Below are 19,273 nucleotides of genomic sequence, written 5' to 3' on the forward strand. Positions count from 1 at the left end.
CTCAGAGGTCCTCCCACATCTTCTTGAAGCGGTCGGCGGTGTCGCTCTCCCGTTCTCCGGGAAACGATTCGTCAATGCGCGTTACGGCCGCCTCGAAGGACCCGGTGTCCAACTCGATAGAGACCTCCGATAGCGTGGCCGTATAAACGCTGTAATGATTGTTGCTGGTCCGAATCTTGGTCTGCTCTTCGAGGAGTCCGTGTCCTTGTAACCGTTCCACTCGGCGGTAGACCGTCGGTTTGGACATCTCACATTCGTCGGCAAGCTCTTGTGCGGACATTGGTTTGATACTCGTTACTGCGAGGATTTCCCGGGCGTACTCGTCGCTGAGGATATCGAGAAGCTCACCCAGCGCTGGATCCTCACTCACGTTTCGGTCGAATGACTGCCTGTCGGATTAATAGGTCCATGGGTTTTGAACGCGGACGGTTGCGGCGACCGATTCCGGGAGTATGACGGGGGTGTTACAGCGATACGGCGTTACTCTGGAGGGGCTGGTACGTCAACGGTGACCGCGATGGGTAGCCTCGTGCTGTCAGAGGGCACATCACCGTACTTCCGGTGTGGCTGCACGCTATCAATTCGTTGGCACCCATCGCATTTCGATGAAGGGACCGTTAGATAATATAAAAATAGGGCGAGTTTCTGACCCGGAAATTCGCGCGATTTTAGGCGTGACAGCCCACCGAACGGCCGACTTCGACGATGAGATCGATTTTGACACCGGTTCCCCGGACAGTGTAGCCGTAGCCGTTGCAGTTCCACGAGAGCGAATTGGTCGTTCCGTGGTCGATAGTCGCCGGCTGTCCGTCGATCGTCACGTCGTGTTCGTCCTCCTCGATGTCGAGAGTGTAGTTGAACTTCGCAACCGAGAGTTCGCGCCCATCAGCGGCGTACCGGAGTCCGACCCCCTCGATGCGGCCGGTCGTTTGCGTCGCGTAGACCAGTTCGAACGCGGACGGCACGGTCGGGTCCGGCACCGCAATCGAACTCTGCGCCTCTAGGTCGGCCCGACTCCGATACCACTCCGTGTTCGGGGTCTCCGGCCGCCGCACCGTCGTGTTATCGTCTATCCTGGGACGGAACGTGTCCGCCGACACCTGCGGGTCGAACGTCACGTTGGTGTACGTCGTCGTCATCGACCGATGGGTATCGTTGACGGTCCACTCCGTCTCCTTGCGCAGCGGGTAGAATCGCTCGGAGTCTACCCACAACCGCTGTCGGTAGCTGTCCTCGCTCCGGTTGTCCGCGGGAGTGATATCGAGTACGTATGCATCTCGCCCGCCGACGGCCTCGGTCTTGACGAACTCGACGACGTAACTACGATTCCCGTCCATCTGGGGGGTGGCGCCGGTGTGTCGCGGCAAGGCGGGTAACGGCGACACGCCGATGGATTTGGGTCGCCCCGCGTCGTCGGTCAGCCCTGCAGCTGCGACGAGCCGTTGGAGTCGAACAGCCGTTTGCGAATCGGTCGGCGGTCCCGTCAACTCGACGGTAGTCACGACGTTCTGGTCGATATCGTGGAGCCAAAGCGTCGAACCATTCGAGACCTGCAGCTCGTATCGTCGATCCGATGCGTTTTGGAAGCGGACTCGTTTCCGGTCGGTACCCGGGACGAGCGTGACGGTGGCGACGTTTCGAGATGTGACGGTGCCGTTAGTCCGCATCGTGACCGTCCGCGTGCCTGTGAACGTGTCGATGGAGCGGTAGCGCTCGGTCACGTTGGCGTCGACCGAAGGGTTCACGTCGTCTATCGTACCTCCCGCGGCCCAGAGGACCGCGGAGAGCACGACGCCGAGGAGCAAGAGCGCGACGAATGTGCGTCGGTTGAATCGGAGTCGCGTGCGGCTCATACTACTACCACGCTGAGCGAGGGTTTAATTGCGTGTCGAATAACTGGTGGCGAAATACTTCCGGATGGTCGGCGAGCACCGACAGTTCCCGCCGACCGTGCAAAACGAGGAAGCCACTAGCGAGGGGTGGCGCAGCGGAAAACAGTCGCTCACGGTTTCGACCGAATCGAGTTGGACGTGCCACGATATGTTTCTTTTCGATGGGATTGTAATAAATGTGTTTTCAGCACGTGAGAATTGGAGAAGGTTTTACTCCACTTCGTATCATATGCCTGTGTAGTAATGAAAACACCGAATAACCAACGGACGTTCTCGCCAGATATCGTCTTCGACGTACTTCGAAACCCTCGTCGCCAGTTCGTCTTAGCGTATCTCCGACAGCAGAACCATCCGGTGACGCTCACCGAACTCGCGCGCCAGACTACTGCATGGGAAGCGGATGTCCCGCTGTCGGAGGTCAATGGGGAGTCGATGAAACCGGTGTATACATCGCTATCACACGCTCAACTGCCGAAGCTCGTCGACCACGGACTGCTCGAATACACGACCGATGATCGACGAACCGTCGATACTACGGACCGAATGCGGATACTCGAAGCCGATTTCGATTTTACTTCTCTCGTCGAACCACAGCGGTACTACACCGAGTGACACCCCGACTGTGTTGTTATGCGATTTGACGCGGACGATATGGACTGGCCCACGTGGGGATATCACAGCCGAGTCGAGCCACGCGGTTCTCTATCGATGGATGGGTTGCGAACAAGGAAAAGAGGAGTGAACGATCCGTGTTCCACGGAACCGGGCCAGCAATATCCTCGATGTTCTCGCCAGTTGCGATAGCTGCGACTCGGTAGAGCGCATCGGCGAGCGTTTCGGGGTCCACGACGTGGGCGGCGTAGGCGTCCGCACGGTACTCTTCCATTCGATTCGCATACCGACTCAGCGCGAGTGCGAGTGGTTCGACACCCAACCCGAATGCATACCGAACGAGGCGGATTGGTCGCTCTTCGATGAACGCAAGCGCGCTGAACAACAGCGAGCCGACGGCGGCTACGAACGGGCCGCGTCCTGCAAGAACGACGAGCCAGAACGCGCTGAAACCGAGTATCTGGGGAGTGTACGCACGAATCGCGTCCGTGTGGATATCCGTTCCTAGATGACCGAGTTCGTGTGCGAACAACGCACTCACGCCTACTCGCCCGACGATTTGCGGGAGGAGCGGGTCGAACGCGACGACGGGTTCACCGTCGTCGTAGCCGACGACGGCACCCGGCGCGTCCATCTCCATGAGGACGATTCGGGGAACGGGACGGTCGGCGGTTTCGCAGACTTCGAGTACCGCCCGCTGAACGTCTGGTAACTCATTGGGGTCGAACGGCCTGGCGTGTTCGTATTCGAACTCGTAGCGACCACCGGAGCGGTACGACAGAAAGGCGATGATACCGAACACGAAGAGACCGAGGCCGACGACAGGGAGGGGGGCACCAGTCCGAACGACAGCTGCAACCGCGAGGAGCGTGGCGGCCAAGAGTCCGAGCGTGATTCCCCACGCTCGAACGATCAGCGAAATCGTCATATAACTGCACACTCGCAGGAGGAATAATAATAGAATCGATTATCGAGGTGGTGACCGACGTCCTAATCGCCCACGTGTGTCCTGACGGCGGCTTTCGCCGGAATATCGGCGAGACACGCGTCGATATCGTGTATCCGTTTCACCTCGAAAACATAATACGAGACCTCGGCTTTCTCCACGATTTCGTCGTACTTTCTCGTGAACGTGTTCGGGATACCATCGTGGGTCGCCCCGCCGTGAACCACGACGGCACCCGCGTTTGCCGCAGCCGCGTCGTCGAGAGCCCGTCAGATAGAGATGTCAAATGAGCTGCGGTGAAAAATCACGGTTTGACGAAGATTTTCACTTGGTCGCTCCTTTCGTCGAGGAGGGATTCGAACCCCTCGTCAACGATATCATCGAGTTCGATGCGGTCGGTAACGAGCGGTTCGGGGTCGAGTGTCCCGTCCGCGAGCATATCAATAACCATCCCGTACTCTTCGTTCGAGCGCGGCCCTCCCAGATATGCGAGCGTTCCGGTGAGCGTCCGTTCGCCGAGGACGACCGTATTCGGAGGCATATTCACCGTCTCTTCCCAGATACTCACGACGGTAACGGTTCCACCCGGTCGGGTACTTTCGAGCGCGGCGTTGAACGTCGCTTCGATGCCAGCGACTTCGAATGCTGCATCGACGCCACCGTCAGTCGATGAGCGTACTTCGTCGACAGCATCTATCTCAGTCGGGTCGATGAGATGGTCGGCTCCGGAGTCTGCCGCTCGGTCGCGGCGGGCCGCCCGAGGTTCCGAGACGAAGATCCGTCTGGCACCGGCCGCCCGTGCACACTGAATCACCGATAAGCCGATAGGACCGCTGCCGAAGACCGCGACAGTGTCGCCAGCGCTAATACCAGAACGACGAACGGCGTGGAGCCCGACACTCAACGGTTCGACGAGCGCACCGTGTTCGAGCGGAACATCCTCTCCAAGGGGGACTGCTTGCTCCGCGCTCACGACGACGTTTTCGGCGAACCCACCGCCGCCACCGGAGAGACCGATGAAACCACCAGAGTCACAGAGGTGATACTTTCCCTGTCGACATTGGCGACACTCGCCACAGTAGAGAATGGGATTGATCGCCACCGCATCTCCTTCACTAAGATCTTCCACATCCGCTCCGATTTCGCTGACGACACCGCTGAATTCGTGTCCCATCGTAATGGGCGCCTTTTCACCCGAAACCGCATGTGGCTCACCTTCAGGGATGAATATGGGTCCCGCCGCGTACTCGTGCAAATCGGAGCCACAGATGCCACACGTATCGACCGCTACGCGCACATCCGTTGCCCCGACACTCGTTTCCTCCGTCTCTTCGACGCGAATGTCATGTTGTCCATGCCACCGTGCAGCTTGCATAACAGAACATCTTCACCACGAGTCATGATAGCAATTGTGGTGGTTTCACGAGAAGTCAGCGCGGGACGGATGACCGGTCGGGAATAGCCACCTATATCACCTAATGCAACTATTGTAACTATTTCAGCTGCCGCTATCAGATGCACATGCGCGGCCCCCGACTTCCTTCGGTCAACGATTCCATCTTCGCGCCCCCACGAGCCGTCGGTGCGCGAATAGAAGGTCGGTTTCGAGCGTATCCGCCTCTCACCGGGTAGCCACGGCAGAGAATTCCAATGTAACCACTGATGGTACAGACATAGTACCCCCAAATCATCTAGCAAACTACTCTGATTCGGGCTGGTCGGTTCGTTCGTCGGCTTCCGGAATCCGTCGTGGCAAGAACGTCGATACGATAATCAGGAGGAGCACGAACAGTACGAGGAGAAGCAGCGCCGCCCGTTGCGCGTCGAACATCGCGGCCTCGAAGATACCTTTGACCAATCGACGTTGTGACGGAGTGAGTTGGGCCAGGAACTGCCGTTGCGTGGCTTCGGTTGCCGTCTCTGCCGCATCTTCGAGCGCGATTATCAACTCGTACCGCTGCTTCATCGAGACCGTCACGTTCCGTACGCGCAGCACGCCGTCGACGACGCTGCCGTAGAACTGTCCGAGAAAAAACGAGCCGACGACTGCCGTCCCCAGGGAAAATCCTATGGAACTGCTCACATTCAGGACGCCGGACGCCTCGGCGGAGTCCGCGGTCGGGACAGCCGACATCGTCATATTGGTGATCTGTGCCAGTATGAGTCCGACACCGGCACCATACAGTGCCACCGGGAAAATCATCCTGCTGATCGTCTGGTCGGGCCCCGTCTGCTCGTACAACAGCACCAGTCCAACGCCGATACAGACGATGCCGACCTGAATGAGCGTCTTTGGCGAGATGTACTTCCGCCAACCGGGAGTAAACGCCGAAAAAAGAACCGACGCGAGAGAGTACGGTAACAACGCGAGCCCGGTTTCGAAGGCGGTGTATCCGAGCACGGCCTGGAGATAGACCGGGACAATAAACATGAAGCCAGCCGAGATTATCGATCGAATATTGTACGTGATGACACCGGACAAAAAAGAGCGGTTCGTCAGTACGTTCAGCGGAACGAGCGGTTCCCGGTCGGCGCGTTCCATCCGGCGTTCGTACTGAACGAACGCGGCGAACGCGAGCAGTCCGACCCCGAGGAACCAGATCGTCGGCGACGTGCCGAACGGGTTGAACTGCACGTCGCCGACGAAAAACGGTCGCCTCACGAGTAGCCACCCGTACTTCCCACTGAGAAGGAATCCGGTGACGAGCGACGTTGCACCGACGATGGACAGAGCAGTCCCGCCTTTGTCCAGCGACTCGCCTGTTTCTGACAGTGGGTTCGGATTCAAGTACCGAACGAAGAAGAGAATAACTCCCACACCGATGAGTTGGAGCGTAAATCCCCACCGCCAACTGGCGTACGTGGTCAGTGCACCACCGATAATCGGTCCGAGAGTTGACCCGACCCCGTTCACGCCAGCCAACAGTCCGAATGCCTTCGCCCGGTCGTCGTCTTCGTAACTGACCGTCAATACGGTGAACGTCAGGGGAAACAACACGGCGGCCGCGGACCCCTCGATGAACGACCAGCCGATGTAGAGGACCGTCGTATTCCAACTAATCGCCGCCACAACCGTCCCACCGGCGTAGACGAGCAGTGCGATTGTCATTACACGACGACTACTATGCCGAGACGGCAGCGTACCCGCCGGGAGAATCAGCGCGGCTATCACCAGCGAGTAGAGCGCGACCGCCCCTTGAATCGCGGTCACCGTGGTATCGAACTCGTTCACCATCGTGGGAATCGCCACGTTCATAAGGGATGCATTGATGACCACGATGAACGTCGTCAGACTCACGGCGATTGCTGGCCCCCAGTATCGAACTCTCGTCTGTACGTCCGTCGGGAGACGAGAACTTCCGTTGGAAGCGGACCCATTTGGAGGCATACAGCGGTCTACCACTGTGATCCCCAAATAACATAGACCTGAGTATCACCGAGAGTCGGTGATACTACCCGGCCCTTCGGGCGGAGGGATGTCAGTTCGGTTCGTCAGAACGGCCTCGCGTGTGTGGTCGCCTGCCCGTTCCGCGGACTACTCGGTCTCCTCGACGTTCCCGCAGTTCCGACAGCGTTTCATTCCGCCGTGCACGTCGCCGTAGTCGTGTCTGATGCCCGTGATGCACAGCACGTCTTGGAGGAGTCCCATACTCGGCAGATATCACGGCGACCGGATAACGGTTTCCCGTTCTGCTCGCGTACCTGTGAGCCACTGAGTCGTCACCGCTGGAAACGCTGACTCCCCGGTCGCCACGAGAATATCGTCGTCGGTCGTTTCCTCTACATACCGATAGCGCGTGTCTCTCTCTCTTTCTGGTATCGCACACTGTCGTCTGTCATTGATGCAGACACGTTATCCGACGCGCCTACCGTGAGCACGGTACCGATTACGCGGTTGCCCCCCCACGACGGTGAAGCGAGATTGATTAGTTTTCGGTCTCGCGGCCGTTCGATTTGCGTTCTTGGTCGGGATGGTCGGAGACGTACACCGTGGTGTTCGAAGGGATATCCTCGGTAATCCAGGAATTTGCGCCGATACTGACGTGATCGCCGACGGTGATGGCGCCGAGGACGTTCGACCCGGCACCGATGACGACGTGGTCGCCGATGTCGGGATGGCGCTTGTACCCTTTCTTGAGTGCGTGGTCGGTGTCCTCCTCCTCTTCGAAGTGGAGGGCACCGAGGGTGACGTTCTGGTAGAGTCGGCACCAGTCGCCGATAGTGGCGGTCTCGCCGATGACGACGCCGGTGCCGTGGTCGATGAAAAAGTAATCTCCGATCTCGGCGCCGGGATGGATGTCGATGCCCGTGTCGCTTTTCGCGGCTTCGGTGAGTTCGCGGGCGTACTCCTGCCTGCTCTCCTTGTACAGTTCGTGAGCGACACGCTGCGCGACGATGGCGTGGAATCCCGGATACGCACGGATTACCTCGATGTAGGACTTCGCAGCGGGGTCGCCTTTATACGCGGCTTCGACGTCGTGTTTGAGGCGCTCTCTGATGGCGGGAAGTTCGTCGATGACAGCGCTGATGCAGTCCCGGGGGTGATCGCCGGGAGCGTACAGTTGACAACCTCGCGTGAGCTGTTCGCCGAGTTCAGTGAGGGTCTCTCGAACGTCATCGGGGTCGGTGTGGTCCGCGTAGGCGTTCCAGCAACTCGGGAAGAGGAGGCGGTGAAGGAGATCGAGTTCAGTGCTCGCGTGTGAGGCCTCGGGGGCGGCCCGCGGCTCGTGGACCGGAAAGGGAGGCTCGTCGGCCTCGTAGGCGGCGACTAAGCTGTGGTGAGCGTTGCCGGTGTAGCGGTACTCCATCACTCTTTTTGTAAGGAGCTAGTTGGGAAGAAGCTATGGGATAACGGAATTGCTGTTCATCCGGGAAACTCACCATCGATGGCGAGGAAGAGAGAATGTACAGTTGGTCGACAGAGCTGTCCGGCGCGTCGTGGCAAATCGTTTCCGCCGTCATCTCCGAACTTCTGCAGAACTCGGACGCCGAAAATCGAAACGAGTTATCGAATCAGTGTTCCAAATGAAGACCATCAAGATATTCACATCGATGGGAGAGTACGATAGCTATGTGAAGGGGAATACCGGCTCTGATATCGATTTCTCACGTTCCACATCGCTTCGTGAATTTCTGTGATGGTTCTCTTTTTGGCAAGTGTGAGAATAGAAGTGGTCGCGAACGACCGCCTCTGTCGGTGCGATACTGTAAGTTGATTAATACCTAATGAGCCCGTTGTTGGTGGTGGATGCCAACCCAGAAATTTCGAGTGTCGATCCTTATCGTCGTGCTGGTACTTCTAGCACCTGTCGCGACGAGCGGATTGATGCACGAGGATTTGACGGTCTCGAAGGACGCAAATCGACGAGCAAACGATATCCCGGTCAAGGACGTCACGTTCGTTTCCGCACAGGGAAAGGAGTTCCCGACGGGACAGGCGAGATTGGTAGCGTTCGACACGGCGACGAACAAACCGGTCTGGATACACAGCAAGTACGACCGATATATGGACGTGGATCCGCTCGGAGAGAATCGCGTTCTCTTCGTCGCACGTGATGGGAGTATGAACAAGTCCGCGTTTTCGTTCGACGTGACGTTTTACGCCATCGAGATGAACTGGCGGACTGGGACGGTACTCAAGAAGTTCGAGATTCCACCCGGAACGCACGACATCGACTACCTCGGGGGAGATCGGTACGCCATCGCCGACCTGAGCAAGAAAAACCGCGTGTTCGTGTACGACCGCTCCGAGGACGAGGTCGTGTGGGAGTATCGGTTCCGCGAGCACTTCCCCAAGAGTGCGGGGGGCGGTCCCGGTGGATACACTCACTTGAACGACATCGATGCGGTCGACAACGGGTCCGCGTTTCTCGTCAGTCCGCGGAATTTCGACCGTGTTATGCTTATCGACCGGGAATCGAAACGCGTTCGCTGGACGCTGGGAGAGGAGGATAACTACGACATCCTCAACGAACAGCACAACCCGGTTCTCCTCTCGCAGGATCCGGTCACAGTTCTCGTCGCGGATAGCGAGAACAACCGCGTCGTCGAGTACGAAAAGACGGAGAGCGGATGGAAACAGACCTGGTCCTACGGAACGGGATTGGATTGGCCGCGGGACGCAGACCGACTTCCGAACGGAAACACGCTCATCGTCGACAGTAACAACAATCGCGCTCTCGAAGTGACGCCGGGCGGAGACATCGTCTGGAAAGTGAAGATTCCCTTCGAACCGTACGACGTCGAACGGCCGGTGTACGGGGACGAACCGTCGGGACCACCGATAACCGAACTCGAGGGAAGCGATGCCGTCGATACGAAAGCAGTCGGGCAGGATGGGAATGGTCTAGTGGCCAGAATCGATGCCACGTACACGTACGTCTACACTACCGCCCAATGGGTTCTTCCGACGTGGATCGGTCCGCTAGAATTCAATCTCCTCGTCCTCGCGGTGCTCATCGTCGTACTGTGGGGTGCTTTCGAGGTGGTTCATTGGAAAGGGTGGACGTAAGCGAAATGAGTGAGTGAATGGGGTCCCGACGTGACGGCAACAGAGAAACTGCTGCCGATTTCCCCGAGAAGACCTATTCTCTCTTATCTCCGATACTGTACTCCCGTAATGGGCGGTCCCATCGCCTGTAGTTTATCCGATAGCGTCACGACCTACCAAGTATGTCATCCACGTCATACCGGTGTACGTGCGGTGCGACCCTGGAGTACAAGCAGGATCTCGTGAAAGAACAGGGTGAGGTCTATCCGACGTGGAAGTGCAAAGACTGTGGGACGCCGGTTCCTGGACAAATCGCCGAGAAAATAAAACACCAACATCCATCGTGACGTGGTTCAATCGTTCCCGTCAGGTCGATAAATCGTGGCGATTCCATTCGTTGACTACTCCGATGGTTATCGCCGCCCTGCTTAAGTCGTTCTCACGATAACGAGGAAGATTTTCGCGGACTGTTGTCCTTCGTGCGATGAGAAAACGATACCGTCGGTGGGATAACCACGTCTGGGTTGTAAATAGTCGGGGGAAAAGTGCACCAGTGCGTACTATTTTCCTTCTGAATGAGAGATCGACAACAGCGAAGAGATGAGCCGAAAATAGCTGATTAAGGTGGCTATTGTACCTATTCCTCGGACCCACCATGTCTCCACGGATAGGCCGCGATACCAGTAGATCCAATACCGGTCGTTGCAATCGACCAGACGAATGTCTCTCAAGGGCCGCGTCCGTGCGTCCTTCAGCACTGGGTGGGTGGAACGTGACGGTGTCTGGCTTTCTGCCGTTGTAACCGTCGGCACGCTGGTGTATCTGACATATCTCGCCATCTATCCATATCCGGCACACGGTGCGGGATTGTATCTCGCAATCGCAGAACAGATTAGCATGCACGGATATCGGCTACCGGAAACGATTCCACACTACACCGCAGGAGGAGTTCCGTTCGCGTATCCACCGCTGATGTTTTACGTGATCGCGGTTCTTCACGATGTGCTCGGTCTCGATCCGATTTCACTCACGCGATATCTCCCGGGACTCTTCACGGTCGCGTATCTGGTTCCCTATTATTACCTCGCAAAAGAACTCCTCGAATCACCGGCGCAAGCAGGTAGTGCCACCGTCGTACTGGCTATAACACCGGTCGTCCTCAAATGGCACCTCGCGGCGGGCGGCATCGTCCGCGCGGCGGCGTTTCTCTTCGTCCTCACTGGCCTTTACACTGGCATACGAACGTTCAAAGCGAAGGATCGACGATGGCTTTTTCCGTCGATCGTATTGTTCGCCCTTACGATTCTCACTCATCCCGTGTACACAGCGTTCTTTGGTCTTAGCTACCTCCTCATGGTCGGCTTTTTTGACCGATCGTGGAGCGGGGTAGGACTCGGTGCATCGGTCGCAATCGGGGGAATCATGCTAGCGGCTCCGTGGTGGTGGCACGTCGTTTCGATGCACGGGATATCGATTTTCACCGCTGCAGCCGGGACACACGACGGACTCGGTGGCGGAATCGCTCGCCTTTTCGACTCGTTCGTCAAACCGTTGTTATCACAGTCTCAATGGCTCTTCTATGCCCTCTCGGTCGCCGGGAGTTTGGCCCTCGTCCGACAGCGGAAATTTTTCGTACCGACTTGGATGCTACTGACGGGATATCTCCTTACGCAGGATCGACTGCTGTACGTCGCGGGGGCGATGGCGGCGGCAGTATTCATCTGCGAAGTTTGTCTGCCGATCGCCAAGAGGCAGCTGGGAAGCGAGTTCCGGGAACGATACATTTCACTACTTCTGCTCGCACTGATCGGCAGTTCGATAGTCGCTGGCGGTGTCCTGATGACGACCGATAGTACCACCGAAAATCGAATAGAAACACTCCTTCCCGCATCGTACATGGACCGACACGACGAACGCGCCATGGGGTGGGTAAAACGTCACACCCTCCCCTCGTCACGGTTCGTCGTACTCGGTGATGCTGCAGAACTATTTCCGTTCCTGACACACCGTACGAGCCTCATGAGTCCGTGGGGTGTCGAGTGGAAAGGTAATCCCCAGTTCGAGCGTCAAAAGAGGTTATACGACTCGACATCGGCTTGCAAGAGCGCTGGTTGTCTCACACAATCGTTTCAGAGCGCGGACCGACAGCCGGAGTACGTGTATGTTCCAAAAGGAGAATATACGATACGGCGAGACGACCACATTCAGTCAATTCGAATGCGCCGGTCGCTCGTGCGGTCGCCGGAGTACACACTCGTATTCGAAAACCGGGGCGTGATGATTTACCGGGTGAATAGTGGAACCTCGATGACGTAATTTTCCCTACTCTACTCCCCCATTCTCAAGCCGTCGATGAGTGGACGGTCGCTCAATCTCGAGCGAATCTGCTCCCCACCGGATGATCACAGCAGGAAGTTCAGATCTCCGTATCGCCGCAAGAATATCGTCGCTTCAGGTTCGAAGAGAGGAGCAAAGCTGGCTAAACGCCGTGGAAAGATTATAATCGGATTGCTTCTTACTCATTTGCCGAGATTAGCCGCTGCTGAAGTATTTGAGTACGACCGGCGAAGTGAAACGGTCCGCTATCGGGGGAGATTCGCGTCTCGAAACGACCCTCAGGGCTGCTCCCATTGACGAATACCGATTTAAACAGTTTCGGCTTCGATTCCGAGGTGCTGCCGTAAATCAATTCATACTGTAGTCTGACACCCATCCATGGAAGAACACCCTCCGATATCCATCCTCCTCCCGACTACACGTTGGAACTCCGTCTGTGAGGAACTAAGCGCACAATTACGCGATAAAGACGAACTTCTCATCATTTGCGACTCGAAAAGTGACCCCATCGCCGGACAGATTTCCTCGCTCCCTGAACAGGTAGAAATATTGTTTGCAGGTAGTCCAAAGAGCTGTTCCGGGAAGGCGAATGCAATTGCGACAGGAATGGAAGAAGCATCACATCAACGACTCGTCTGGACGGACGATGATTTCCACCATCCCCCAGATTGGCTGTCACAACTTCATCGAGACTACGAGCAGAACGGGCCCGTTACGGAAATTCCGTTCTTTATCGGGAAAGATCCACTGGCAATGCTGTTAGAACCAGTATATGCATTCGGTGGGACACTGGGAGTATATATTGGCGATATTGTCTGGGGTGGTGCCGTCATGTTCGACCGAATCGAGATAGATGAGCAGGCGTTCTTGGACGACCTCCAACGAACTATCAGCGACGACGGCGTTCTTACCGAATACCTCGACGTCACACCTCTACGACGAGTCCGTACCGTCCCCATCGGAGGGAGTTTCCGTCAAACGTTAGAGCGTCACACCAGATTCTCACAAATCGTCCATTATCAAGATCCGACGGCATTTGCCGTACTGTGTCTCACTGCAGTGATAACACTAATTGGGTGCCTTTTATTCCCGGTCCCAGCACTGATTTTGCTCACTCTGTTATATACTGCTATCTATCTCTTCTTTGGCGTGAAACGTTGGACGGCAATTCTCGCCTACCCTTCGGTGCTTATTCAACTCCCGCTCCTCCTGTACGGTATCTCTCGAACGTCGTTCGTGTGGGCAGGACGGAGGTACGAATGGCGTAGTAAATTCGATGTTGATGTCTATGAGGAATGAACGAAGACGCGAATATATCGACCGACGAAATCCTCCAAACGTCGACGGTCCTGCTTGATCGAGCACGACCGTGGGCAACGACGTTGCTGTCGAACACTTGCGTTCAGAAGGGATTTCTAATTAGCTGAATTGTAGGCGGGTAAGCCTCCTTCCGCAACGAGCGACCGACGGGCGCGAGTAGGACAGGGAGACACCCGCCATCTGTGGGTCCTTTCACTGGCCGCCAGCACCTTACTCTCCCAGCGTTCGAATGGCGGAGTAAGACACACCGTCCGCAGAACCGTCGGTTCTGATGGACCGCACACGAGTGACGCTCGTGTGGACGCTGTGGAACCGACTTCTGCACGTTCTGACACAGAACCAGGAAGCTCCCACCGCACCAAGTGAGGGCTGGGGAAGCCCGAACGCGGGACGTGGAAGTAGTTCACTACGCATACATTTTCATGGTGGGAGGACTGTTGGAGCTAACGCCGTCACTCATCAACCGGCGTCACTGTGTTGTCTACGACTCTAGTCGATTCTCGGTGACGCGCGGTACCAGTAGAACCGTATTTGCCATCAGATGAGGACTCCGATCAACCATTGGAGAGTCAATTTTGCAATGAAACAACAAGTGATCGCTCATAGTCGAAGTATTCCATCGGGTGTACTCATTATTCCACCTCAGTTAGCATACAATGTCGTTCCTAACGGAGAAGTTGCCATCAAACACACTGTCTTCTGACGGATTTTGACGCTGTTTTCGGCTTGGTCGGATGATTTCTGTCCGCTTTTCGACTTCGCTCTCCACGGAGATACCCATCACTCGGTCAGCACTGTCTGATACAAGGTGATGAACCGAAACGGGGACGGAAGTACAGGAGGTTAGCGCTCCGAATACCACGCTTGCCTTTGTTCGTCATCCTCGCGATGTCCGTTTTTCTCGATGCTCTCCTCCAACTCCGCGACGTGCTGTTGAAGTTCCTCGATCTCCTCGCCAAGCGTGTTAATTGTTTCGCTGAGAATCCCGATTATTTTTCGCGTCTCGGGGTCAACACCGGATGCTGCCTGCATCTCGTTCACCTGCTGTAACAGTTCATCGTGTGAGTCCGTCATAGCACGGGTATAGAATGGAACTACTACAAATCCTTTGGTAAGTATCTAATATAACAGTTCTATTATCTTAGCGGTGCGTAACTAAATATTGTAAATCTCAGCCTCGGCTGGAGCACTGTTGTTGAATCGATCGCGGCGACGAAAAACTCCATTCGGAATGGCTGGCATTTAATACGGTATCACCTGTGTATTTGGATTCGTCTGCAACTCGGCCAAGTCAATATCCCTACGTCAATCCCCTCAAGCCAATCGCTTTCGTCGACATGGCATCAATTCTCATCTGGATGTTTATCCCGCACCGAAATCCGGCCGCGTGACCGGAAACGGTTTAGCCACGGAGTATGGCTTCCGCCGAGTTCTATGATGTGCATCTTCGCCAAGGAGAGATAGATTGCCAGCGAAAAAACGTATACCACTGGCGTTATCGCCAGTTGCCAGAGAAACGTCGACGTGAGGTCGACCCCGATAGTCGGATGCCAAACTCTGTTCATCGTTCGGAAGAGACGAATTAATGGTACGTGAAGCAGATATATCCCGAGGGCGTGCCGCCCCACTTTCGGGAGAATCGTATTCTTCCCCAACTGTGGGTTCGAGAGCACGTATGCGAAGAGAGCGAGAACGAAGAACACCGTCGAAATGGTGTACTCCGTCAAGTATATTTCTTGACGAAGAACGTTATCACGGATGATGTAGCCAATCGCGTACTGCTCGATGAGTTGGACTCCCGCGAGAAGGCCCACTGCTCCAAGATAGATGTGGCGGCGATCCTTGTTCGGTGTCCAGTCGCCCGAGTTGATTTGGTATCCGAGAGCAACGTAAAAGAAGCCAAAGAAGAGGGCGTCCCGTGTTCGAAACGGTACGTTTGCGATCATTTGATAATTCGTTCCGATGAGGCCAACGATGTGAACGAGCGCAGCAATTGGCAACAGATAGCGGGTTTTTCCGAACTTGACGAAGCAAGCGACGAAAACGAGAGAGAAAATCAATGCCGTCAGAAACCACAACGGAACGGCGAGTGCGTTTCCATAGTACAGTAGATCAATTGCGGAGATGTCACCGAGGCCGTGAGCGATGAGAGCATTCGCTACAGGAACGCCTTGGAATAACGCGAGACCTATCACTGCCGTTATAGAGAGGAGTCTCCCGAACACATAAATCGAACCGAGTTTTTGGACTGAACCACTCACGGTTGATACTACGTTGTCGACGTTTACCGACTCCGCGAGAAAGTATCCGGACGTTACGAAAAAGAACGGAACGTCGAATTGACCGATAGTGTCCAGTACAAAATAGACGTAATTTCCGCCCGTTCCGAAGCCTCGGAACGGTTGAACGTGTGCGATGACAATGAAGAATATAGCAATTGCTCGCAGCGTATCTATGCTGTGAATTCGATCACTCATCGTATCTCAAAGATCCATTGAGAAGTCACTCGCTCCTATTTAAAACGCCTCCGATTATGGTGGGAAGGCAGAAATCAATCGGTATCCCGCTCGAATATTATCCATTTCCGTCGTGATGATGTCTTCGAGACGGCTGAGCTTCAGTCGATTATAGACGTGCGCTTTCCGCGCATCGGTGCGATGGTCTCTGCGTTCATCGACTCACTCGCCGAGGTCTGTGTTTTGTGGGTGATCGCCGTTCGATGGATTTGCCCTGTTCTCGTATTCGTTTGAAACGGATGGTTCACACGACAGCCAGCAACGTGGGCAGTAGTCGGATAAGGACACACGTCGATGAAGGTGTATGGAGAACACGTGGCGGGCGGGGTTTCGAACGCAATGCGAGGAACTCCACGATGTCGCCCTCGACGTCGAAGGCACGCTACCGGGGTGGCTCGACGGCGAATTCATCAGCAACGGCCCGGGACAATTCGAGGTCGGAGAAACTCCACTCAAACACTGGTTTGACGCGTTGGCTATGCTACGTGGATTCCGAATCGACGACGGGTCGGTGCGCTACACCAACCGTTTTGTCCGAAGTGACGACTTCCGCGTCGCACGCGAACGACAGCGCGTCCGCCGATCCCTGCCTGGCACCCCTGCCGACGGCTCGGCGTTCAAACGGCTCTATCATGCCCTTTCCGGCGCGTTCCAGGACAATCCTTCTATCGGCGTCATCAGACTCGACGACACGCTCTATGCCGTCACCGAGAGCCCGGTGGGCTTCGAGACCGATCCAGAGACGCTGGAAACGACAGGACAACGTGACCTCACAACCGGCGTGAACAGCGATATCACGCTCGGCCATGCCCATGTCGAAGACGGCGTTCAGTGGGGACTAGCCGCCGACTTCGGGAACGAGTGCACTTACACGCTATTCCGCCGGACGGGTGACCGCGATGCTACACCGATCAGTCGACTAGTCTTCGACGACCACCCGCCGTACATACATGCATTCGCGATGACCGAACACTATGCCGTCATCCCGGAAGCTCCGTACGGCGTCGACTTCCGCCGACTCCTGTTGGGGACGCCCCGCGGAACGACGTTCCTCGACGCCTTTGAACCACGGGAGGCCCCGCCGCGGTTCCACGTCTTCGACCGCGCGACGGGGGAGCGTGTCGCCGCCGTCCGGACTGAACCGTTCTTCATCTACCACTTCGCCAATGCCTACGAGGACGACGACACGATCATCGTGGACTGCGTGGCGTATCCCGACTTGGAAGCTATCACCGGACTGACGCTGTCGAATCTCCGTCGAGACGACCCCAACCTTCCACGGGGTAACTTCGTCCGATATCGACTTCCGCTACGGGACGGCGACGTGAGACGTACGCTCCTCCTCCGCGGTCCTGTCGAGTTCCCCACAATTCACTATGGGCGGTACAATGCCTGCCGGTACCGCTACGCGTACCTGGCGGCGGCCGACTACGGAGCCCTTCCGACGGCGATCGCGAAAGTCGATCTTGACGGGCCGACAACCGTCAGATGGTCCGAACCCGGTCTCCACCCCGGCGAACCCATCTTCGTTCCGGCGCCGTTACCGACAACCGAGGACGACGGGGTGTTGCTGTCAGTCGCGCTCAACGGACGTACCGAACAGTCTGTACTGCTCTGTCTCGACGCCGAAACGGTGACCGAGCGGGCGCGAGCGCCGTTGCCTCATCGCCTTCCGTACGGGTTCCACGGGCAGTTCTATGGCGCCACCGACCTGGGACGGTCGATGGCCTGACTGGAGAGCTACCGCGGTGGGGGACTCACGCGGAGTTTTGTGACCCCGACCAAACCGGGTCGCAAGAGAGCGATGTCGATGCCATCGAAGCTTTCAGCCTCGTTGAAATCCTCGGGTAGTTGGCCTTTGGACTCACGCGTCCCGGGATGTTCCCCTTCCAATCAGAACGGAGCCACTACGATAACCGCGTGAGCGCGAGCACAACTGGCGACGACTGCCGGTCGGACCTTGGTTCCACGACGGACACCGAGTCGATCTTTGTGTGGTGTGCCTGTACCACCCCTCCAGAAACGCGAATCAAGTGGGTTTTTGAAGTCCTTGACCGAGTGTCCTACATGGACCGGTTCCAAAATACGGCCCAGCCAGATTGGGATTGGTGGGGAAAGCTGTGGCCGGCTCCAGGCGAAACCCTCCGTCAGCTCGGGATAACGTCCGACCACACGCTCGCTGAAGTCCCCTCCGGAAATGGCTACTTCGCCCTTCCTGCTGCTCGGATTACCGACCCCAATCCAATCTACGCACTTGACCTCGATGAATCCGCTCTCGATGAACTCACCCACCTCGCCGAGCAACAAAGTATCGAGAACATCGTGACCCTCCACGGTGACGCTCGAGATATGACACACCATCTTCCGGAACCGGTGGATGTCGTCTTCCATGCGAACTCGTTCCACGGTGTCGTCGATACGACCGAGTTCATCCAGCAGGTGTCCGACTCGCTTCGCTCGGGCGGCTGGCTCATCGTCGTCAACTGGCACGACCTACCGCGGGAAACCACCACCGTTGCGGGCGAACCACGAGGCCCACCAACCGACCTGCGAATGACTCCCGATAAAACGGAAATGGCCGTGCTGGACGCCGCTGACTTCACTCTGGATACTCACATCGAGTTGCCCCCGTATCACTACGCACTTCGATTCGAGCGATAGGTCACGACGAGGTAGCGTGCACTCCGGTAGGTATCACAATCGAACGATTCACTGGGACTCGCCCTCATTAGCTTCGGTGATGAATATGCATCCTCGATAAGTCGACTAACATCGGTGACCGAGAGGATGTGGAAACGCGCCGTCAAGCAACACCCCGACCGGTGCTTTACTTTCACTGCGTGGCCACGGGATGTGACATCCTACGGGACCGATTCTGATCCTGCAAGTGCGTCGTGGAAACAGGAAAACCCTTCCACAAAGAGTGAACGGCCTCCGCCGTGAGTGAGTAGGGGAGACGAAGTCACTATCTCACAAAGCGACCTCTGTTCGTCGCACGCTACTCCGAGATTTCAATCGACCCTTCGAGTGTTCGGACTGGATAGGGAATATCGGTCGTCTTTGCATCAAGCCGCTCTTTCGCTGCTTGCACCAACCCTGATCGAATTCGTGTTAAGTTCAGTCGCCCCGATTCACCATTATTCGTATTTAAAACACAGCG

At 56.4% G+C, this 19,273-nt stretch carries 16 protein-coding genes; 7 read left to right on the forward strand and 9 right to left on the reverse strand.

The window, feature by feature from the left end; genetic code table 11:
- Nucleotide 1: 1 nt before the first annotated feature.
- Both BG842_RS18050 and BG842_RS18055 read right to left on the reverse strand, forming a co-directional pair.
- Complete coding sequence (locus BG842_RS18050) at nt 2-370, reverse strand: helix-turn-helix domain-containing protein (RefSeq protein WP_069451864.1); 369 nt, start codon at nt 368-370, stop codon at nt 2-4.
- Nucleotides 371-668: 298 nt separating this feature from the next.
- Nucleotides 669-1,853, reverse strand: a complete 1,185-nt coding sequence (locus tag BG842_RS18055) for an outer membrane lipoprotein-sorting protein (protein WP_069451865.1) — start codon at nt 1,851-1,853, stop codon at nt 669-671.
- A 282-nt stretch (nt 1,854-2,135) separates the two neighbouring features.
- Between BG842_RS18055 and BG842_RS18065 the strand changes: the two genes are divergently transcribed.
- Complete coding sequence (locus BG842_RS18065; RefSeq protein ID WP_069449383.1) at nt 2,136-2,504, forward strand: hypothetical protein; 369 nt, start codon at nt 2,136-2,138, stop codon at nt 2,502-2,504.
- 16 nt (nt 2,505-2,520) lie between these two features.
- On the opposite strand, the gene BG842_RS18070 is transcribed toward BG842_RS18065, so the two are convergent.
- From BG842_RS18070 to epsC, 5 genes are all read right to left on the reverse strand, one after another.
- A complete protein-coding gene (locus tag BG842_RS18070; RefSeq protein ID WP_069451867.1) occupies nt 2,521-3,432 on the reverse strand; it encodes a M48 family metallopeptidase in 912 nt (303 codons plus the stop codon).
- A 62-nt stretch (nt 3,433-3,494) separates the two neighbouring features.
- Nucleotides 3,495-3,677 (reverse strand): hypothetical protein, encoded by a 183-nt coding sequence (locus BG842_RS30665; RefSeq protein ID WP_069451868.1) that lies wholly within the window; start codon nt 3,675-3,677, stop codon nt 3,495-3,497.
- A gap of 77 nt (nt 3,678-3,754) precedes the next feature.
- A complete protein-coding gene (locus BG842_RS18080) occupies nt 3,755-4,825 on the reverse strand; it encodes a 2,3-butanediol dehydrogenase (protein WP_083252623.1) in 1,071 nt (356 codons plus the stop codon).
- Between the two features lie 324 nt (nt 4,826-5,149).
- On the reverse strand, nt 5,150-6,748 hold the full coding sequence (locus tag BG842_RS18085; protein ID WP_069451869.1) for an MFS transporter: 1,599 nt from the start codon (nt 6,746-6,748) through the stop codon (nt 5,150-5,152).
- Between the two features lie 628 nt (nt 6,749-7,376).
- On the reverse strand, nt 7,377-8,258 hold the full coding sequence (gene epsC, locus BG842_RS18090) for a serine O-acetyltransferase EpsC (RefSeq protein ID WP_069451870.1): 882 nt from the start codon (nt 8,256-8,258) through the stop codon (nt 7,377-7,379).
- Nucleotides 8,259-8,776: 518 nt separating this feature from the next.
- Between epsC and BG842_RS18095 the strand changes: the two genes are divergently transcribed.
- From BG842_RS18095 to BG842_RS18110, 4 genes are all read left to right on the forward strand, one after another.
- A complete protein-coding gene (locus BG842_RS18095) occupies nt 8,777-9,961 on the forward strand; it encodes an aryl-sulfate sulfotransferase (protein WP_069451871.1) in 1,185 nt (394 codons plus the stop codon).
- Between the two features lie 161 nt (nt 9,962-10,122).
- The gene (locus BG842_RS30100; protein ID WP_175424209.1) at nt 10,123-10,287 is read left to right on the forward strand and encodes a hypothetical protein; all 165 of its coding nucleotides are present in this window, start codon (nt 10,123-10,125) and stop codon (nt 10,285-10,287) included.
- Nucleotides 10,288-10,660: 373 nt separating this feature from the next.
- A complete protein-coding gene (locus tag BG842_RS18100) occupies nt 10,661-12,256 on the forward strand; it encodes a hypothetical protein (RefSeq protein ID WP_069451872.1) in 1,596 nt (531 codons plus the stop codon).
- A gap of 399 nt (nt 12,257-12,655) precedes the next feature.
- Entirely contained in the window at nt 12,656-13,576 is a 921-nt protein-coding gene (locus BG842_RS18110) for a glycosyltransferase family 2 protein (protein ID WP_069451874.1), read from the forward strand.
- Between the two features lie 864 nt (nt 13,577-14,440).
- Here the strand turns inward: BG842_RS18110 and BG842_RS18115 are convergent.
- Both BG842_RS18115 and BG842_RS18120 read right to left on the reverse strand, forming a co-directional pair.
- The gene (locus BG842_RS18115) at nt 14,441-14,671 is read right to left on the reverse strand and encodes a hypothetical protein (protein ID WP_069451875.1); all 231 of its coding nucleotides are present in this window, start codon (nt 14,669-14,671) and stop codon (nt 14,441-14,443) included.
- Nucleotides 14,672-14,940: 269 nt separating this feature from the next.
- Nucleotides 14,941-16,074 carry an acyltransferase gene (locus tag BG842_RS18120; RefSeq protein ID WP_069451876.1) on the reverse strand — a complete coding sequence of 378 codons (1,134 nt, stop codon included), beginning with the start codon at nt 16,072-16,074 and terminating at the stop codon, nt 14,941-14,943.
- A 343-nt stretch (nt 16,075-16,417) separates the two neighbouring features.
- Between BG842_RS18120 and BG842_RS18125 the strand changes: the two genes are divergently transcribed.
- Both BG842_RS18125 and BG842_RS18130 read left to right on the forward strand, forming a co-directional pair.
- Nucleotides 16,418-17,845, forward strand: coding sequence for a carotenoid oxygenase family protein (locus BG842_RS18125; RefSeq protein ID WP_069451877.1), 1,428 nt, complete (start codon nt 16,418-16,420; stop codon nt 17,843-17,845).
- Between the two features lie 335 nt (nt 17,846-18,180).
- Complete coding sequence (locus BG842_RS18130; RefSeq protein ID WP_069451878.1) at nt 18,181-18,774, forward strand: class I SAM-dependent methyltransferase; 594 nt, start codon at nt 18,181-18,183, stop codon at nt 18,772-18,774.
- The last annotated feature ends 499 nt before the right edge of the window (nt 18,775-19,273 follow it).

Origin of the sequence: Haladaptatus sp. W1, from assembly GCF_001723155.1 — an archaeon.
Taxonomy (GTDB): Archaea; Halobacteriota; Halobacteria; order Halobacteriales; family Haladaptataceae; genus Haladaptatus; species Haladaptatus paucihalophilus.

What these genes read in the sequence shown, in the direction of transcription:
- BG842_RS18055 (WP_069451865.1), bottom strand. Translation starts at nt 1,853, where the DNA reads ATGAGCCGCACGCGACTCCGATTCAACCGACGCACATTCGTCGCGCTC.
- BG842_RS18065 (WP_069449383.1), top strand. Translation starts at nt 2,136, where the DNA reads ATGAAAACACCGAATAACCAACGGACGTTCTCGCCAGATATCGTCTTC.
- BG842_RS18070 (WP_069451867.1), bottom strand. Translation starts at nt 3,432, where the DNA reads ATGACGATTTCGCTGATCGTTCGAGCGTGGGGAATCACGCTCGGACTC.
- BG842_RS18080 (WP_083252623.1), bottom strand. Translation starts at nt 4,825, where the DNA reads ATGCAAGCTGCACGGTGGCATGGACAACATGACATTCGCGTCGAAGAG.
- epsC (WP_069451870.1), bottom strand. Translation starts at nt 8,258, where the DNA reads ATGGAGTACCGCTACACCGGCAACGCTCACCACAGCTTAGTCGCCGCC.
- BG842_RS18095 (WP_069451871.1), top strand. Translation starts at nt 8,777, where the DNA reads ATGCACGAGGATTTGACGGTCTCGAAGGACGCAAATCGACGAGCAAAC.
- BG842_RS30100 (WP_175424209.1), top strand. Translation starts at nt 10,123, where the DNA reads ATGTCATCCACGTCATACCGGTGTACGTGCGGTGCGACCCTGGAGTAC.
- BG842_RS18100 (WP_069451872.1), top strand. Translation starts at nt 10,661, where the DNA reads ATGTCTCTCAAGGGCCGCGTCCGTGCGTCCTTCAGCACTGGGTGGGTG.
- BG842_RS18110 (WP_069451874.1), top strand. Translation starts at nt 12,656, where the DNA reads ATGGAAGAACACCCTCCGATATCCATCCTCCTCCCGACTACACGTTGG.
- BG842_RS18115 (WP_069451875.1), bottom strand. Translation starts at nt 14,671, where the DNA reads ATGACGGACTCACACGATGAACTGTTACAGCAGGTGAACGAGATGCAG.
- BG842_RS18120 (WP_069451876.1), bottom strand. Translation starts at nt 16,074, where the DNA reads ATGAGTGATCGAATTCACAGCATAGATACGCTGCGAGCAATTGCTATA.
- BG842_RS18125 (WP_069451877.1), top strand. Translation starts at nt 16,418, where the DNA reads ATGGAGAACACGTGGCGGGCGGGGTTTCGAACGCAATGCGAGGAACTC.
- BG842_RS18130 (WP_069451878.1), top strand. Translation starts at nt 18,181, where the DNA reads ATGGACCGGTTCCAAAATACGGCCCAGCCAGATTGGGATTGGTGGGGA.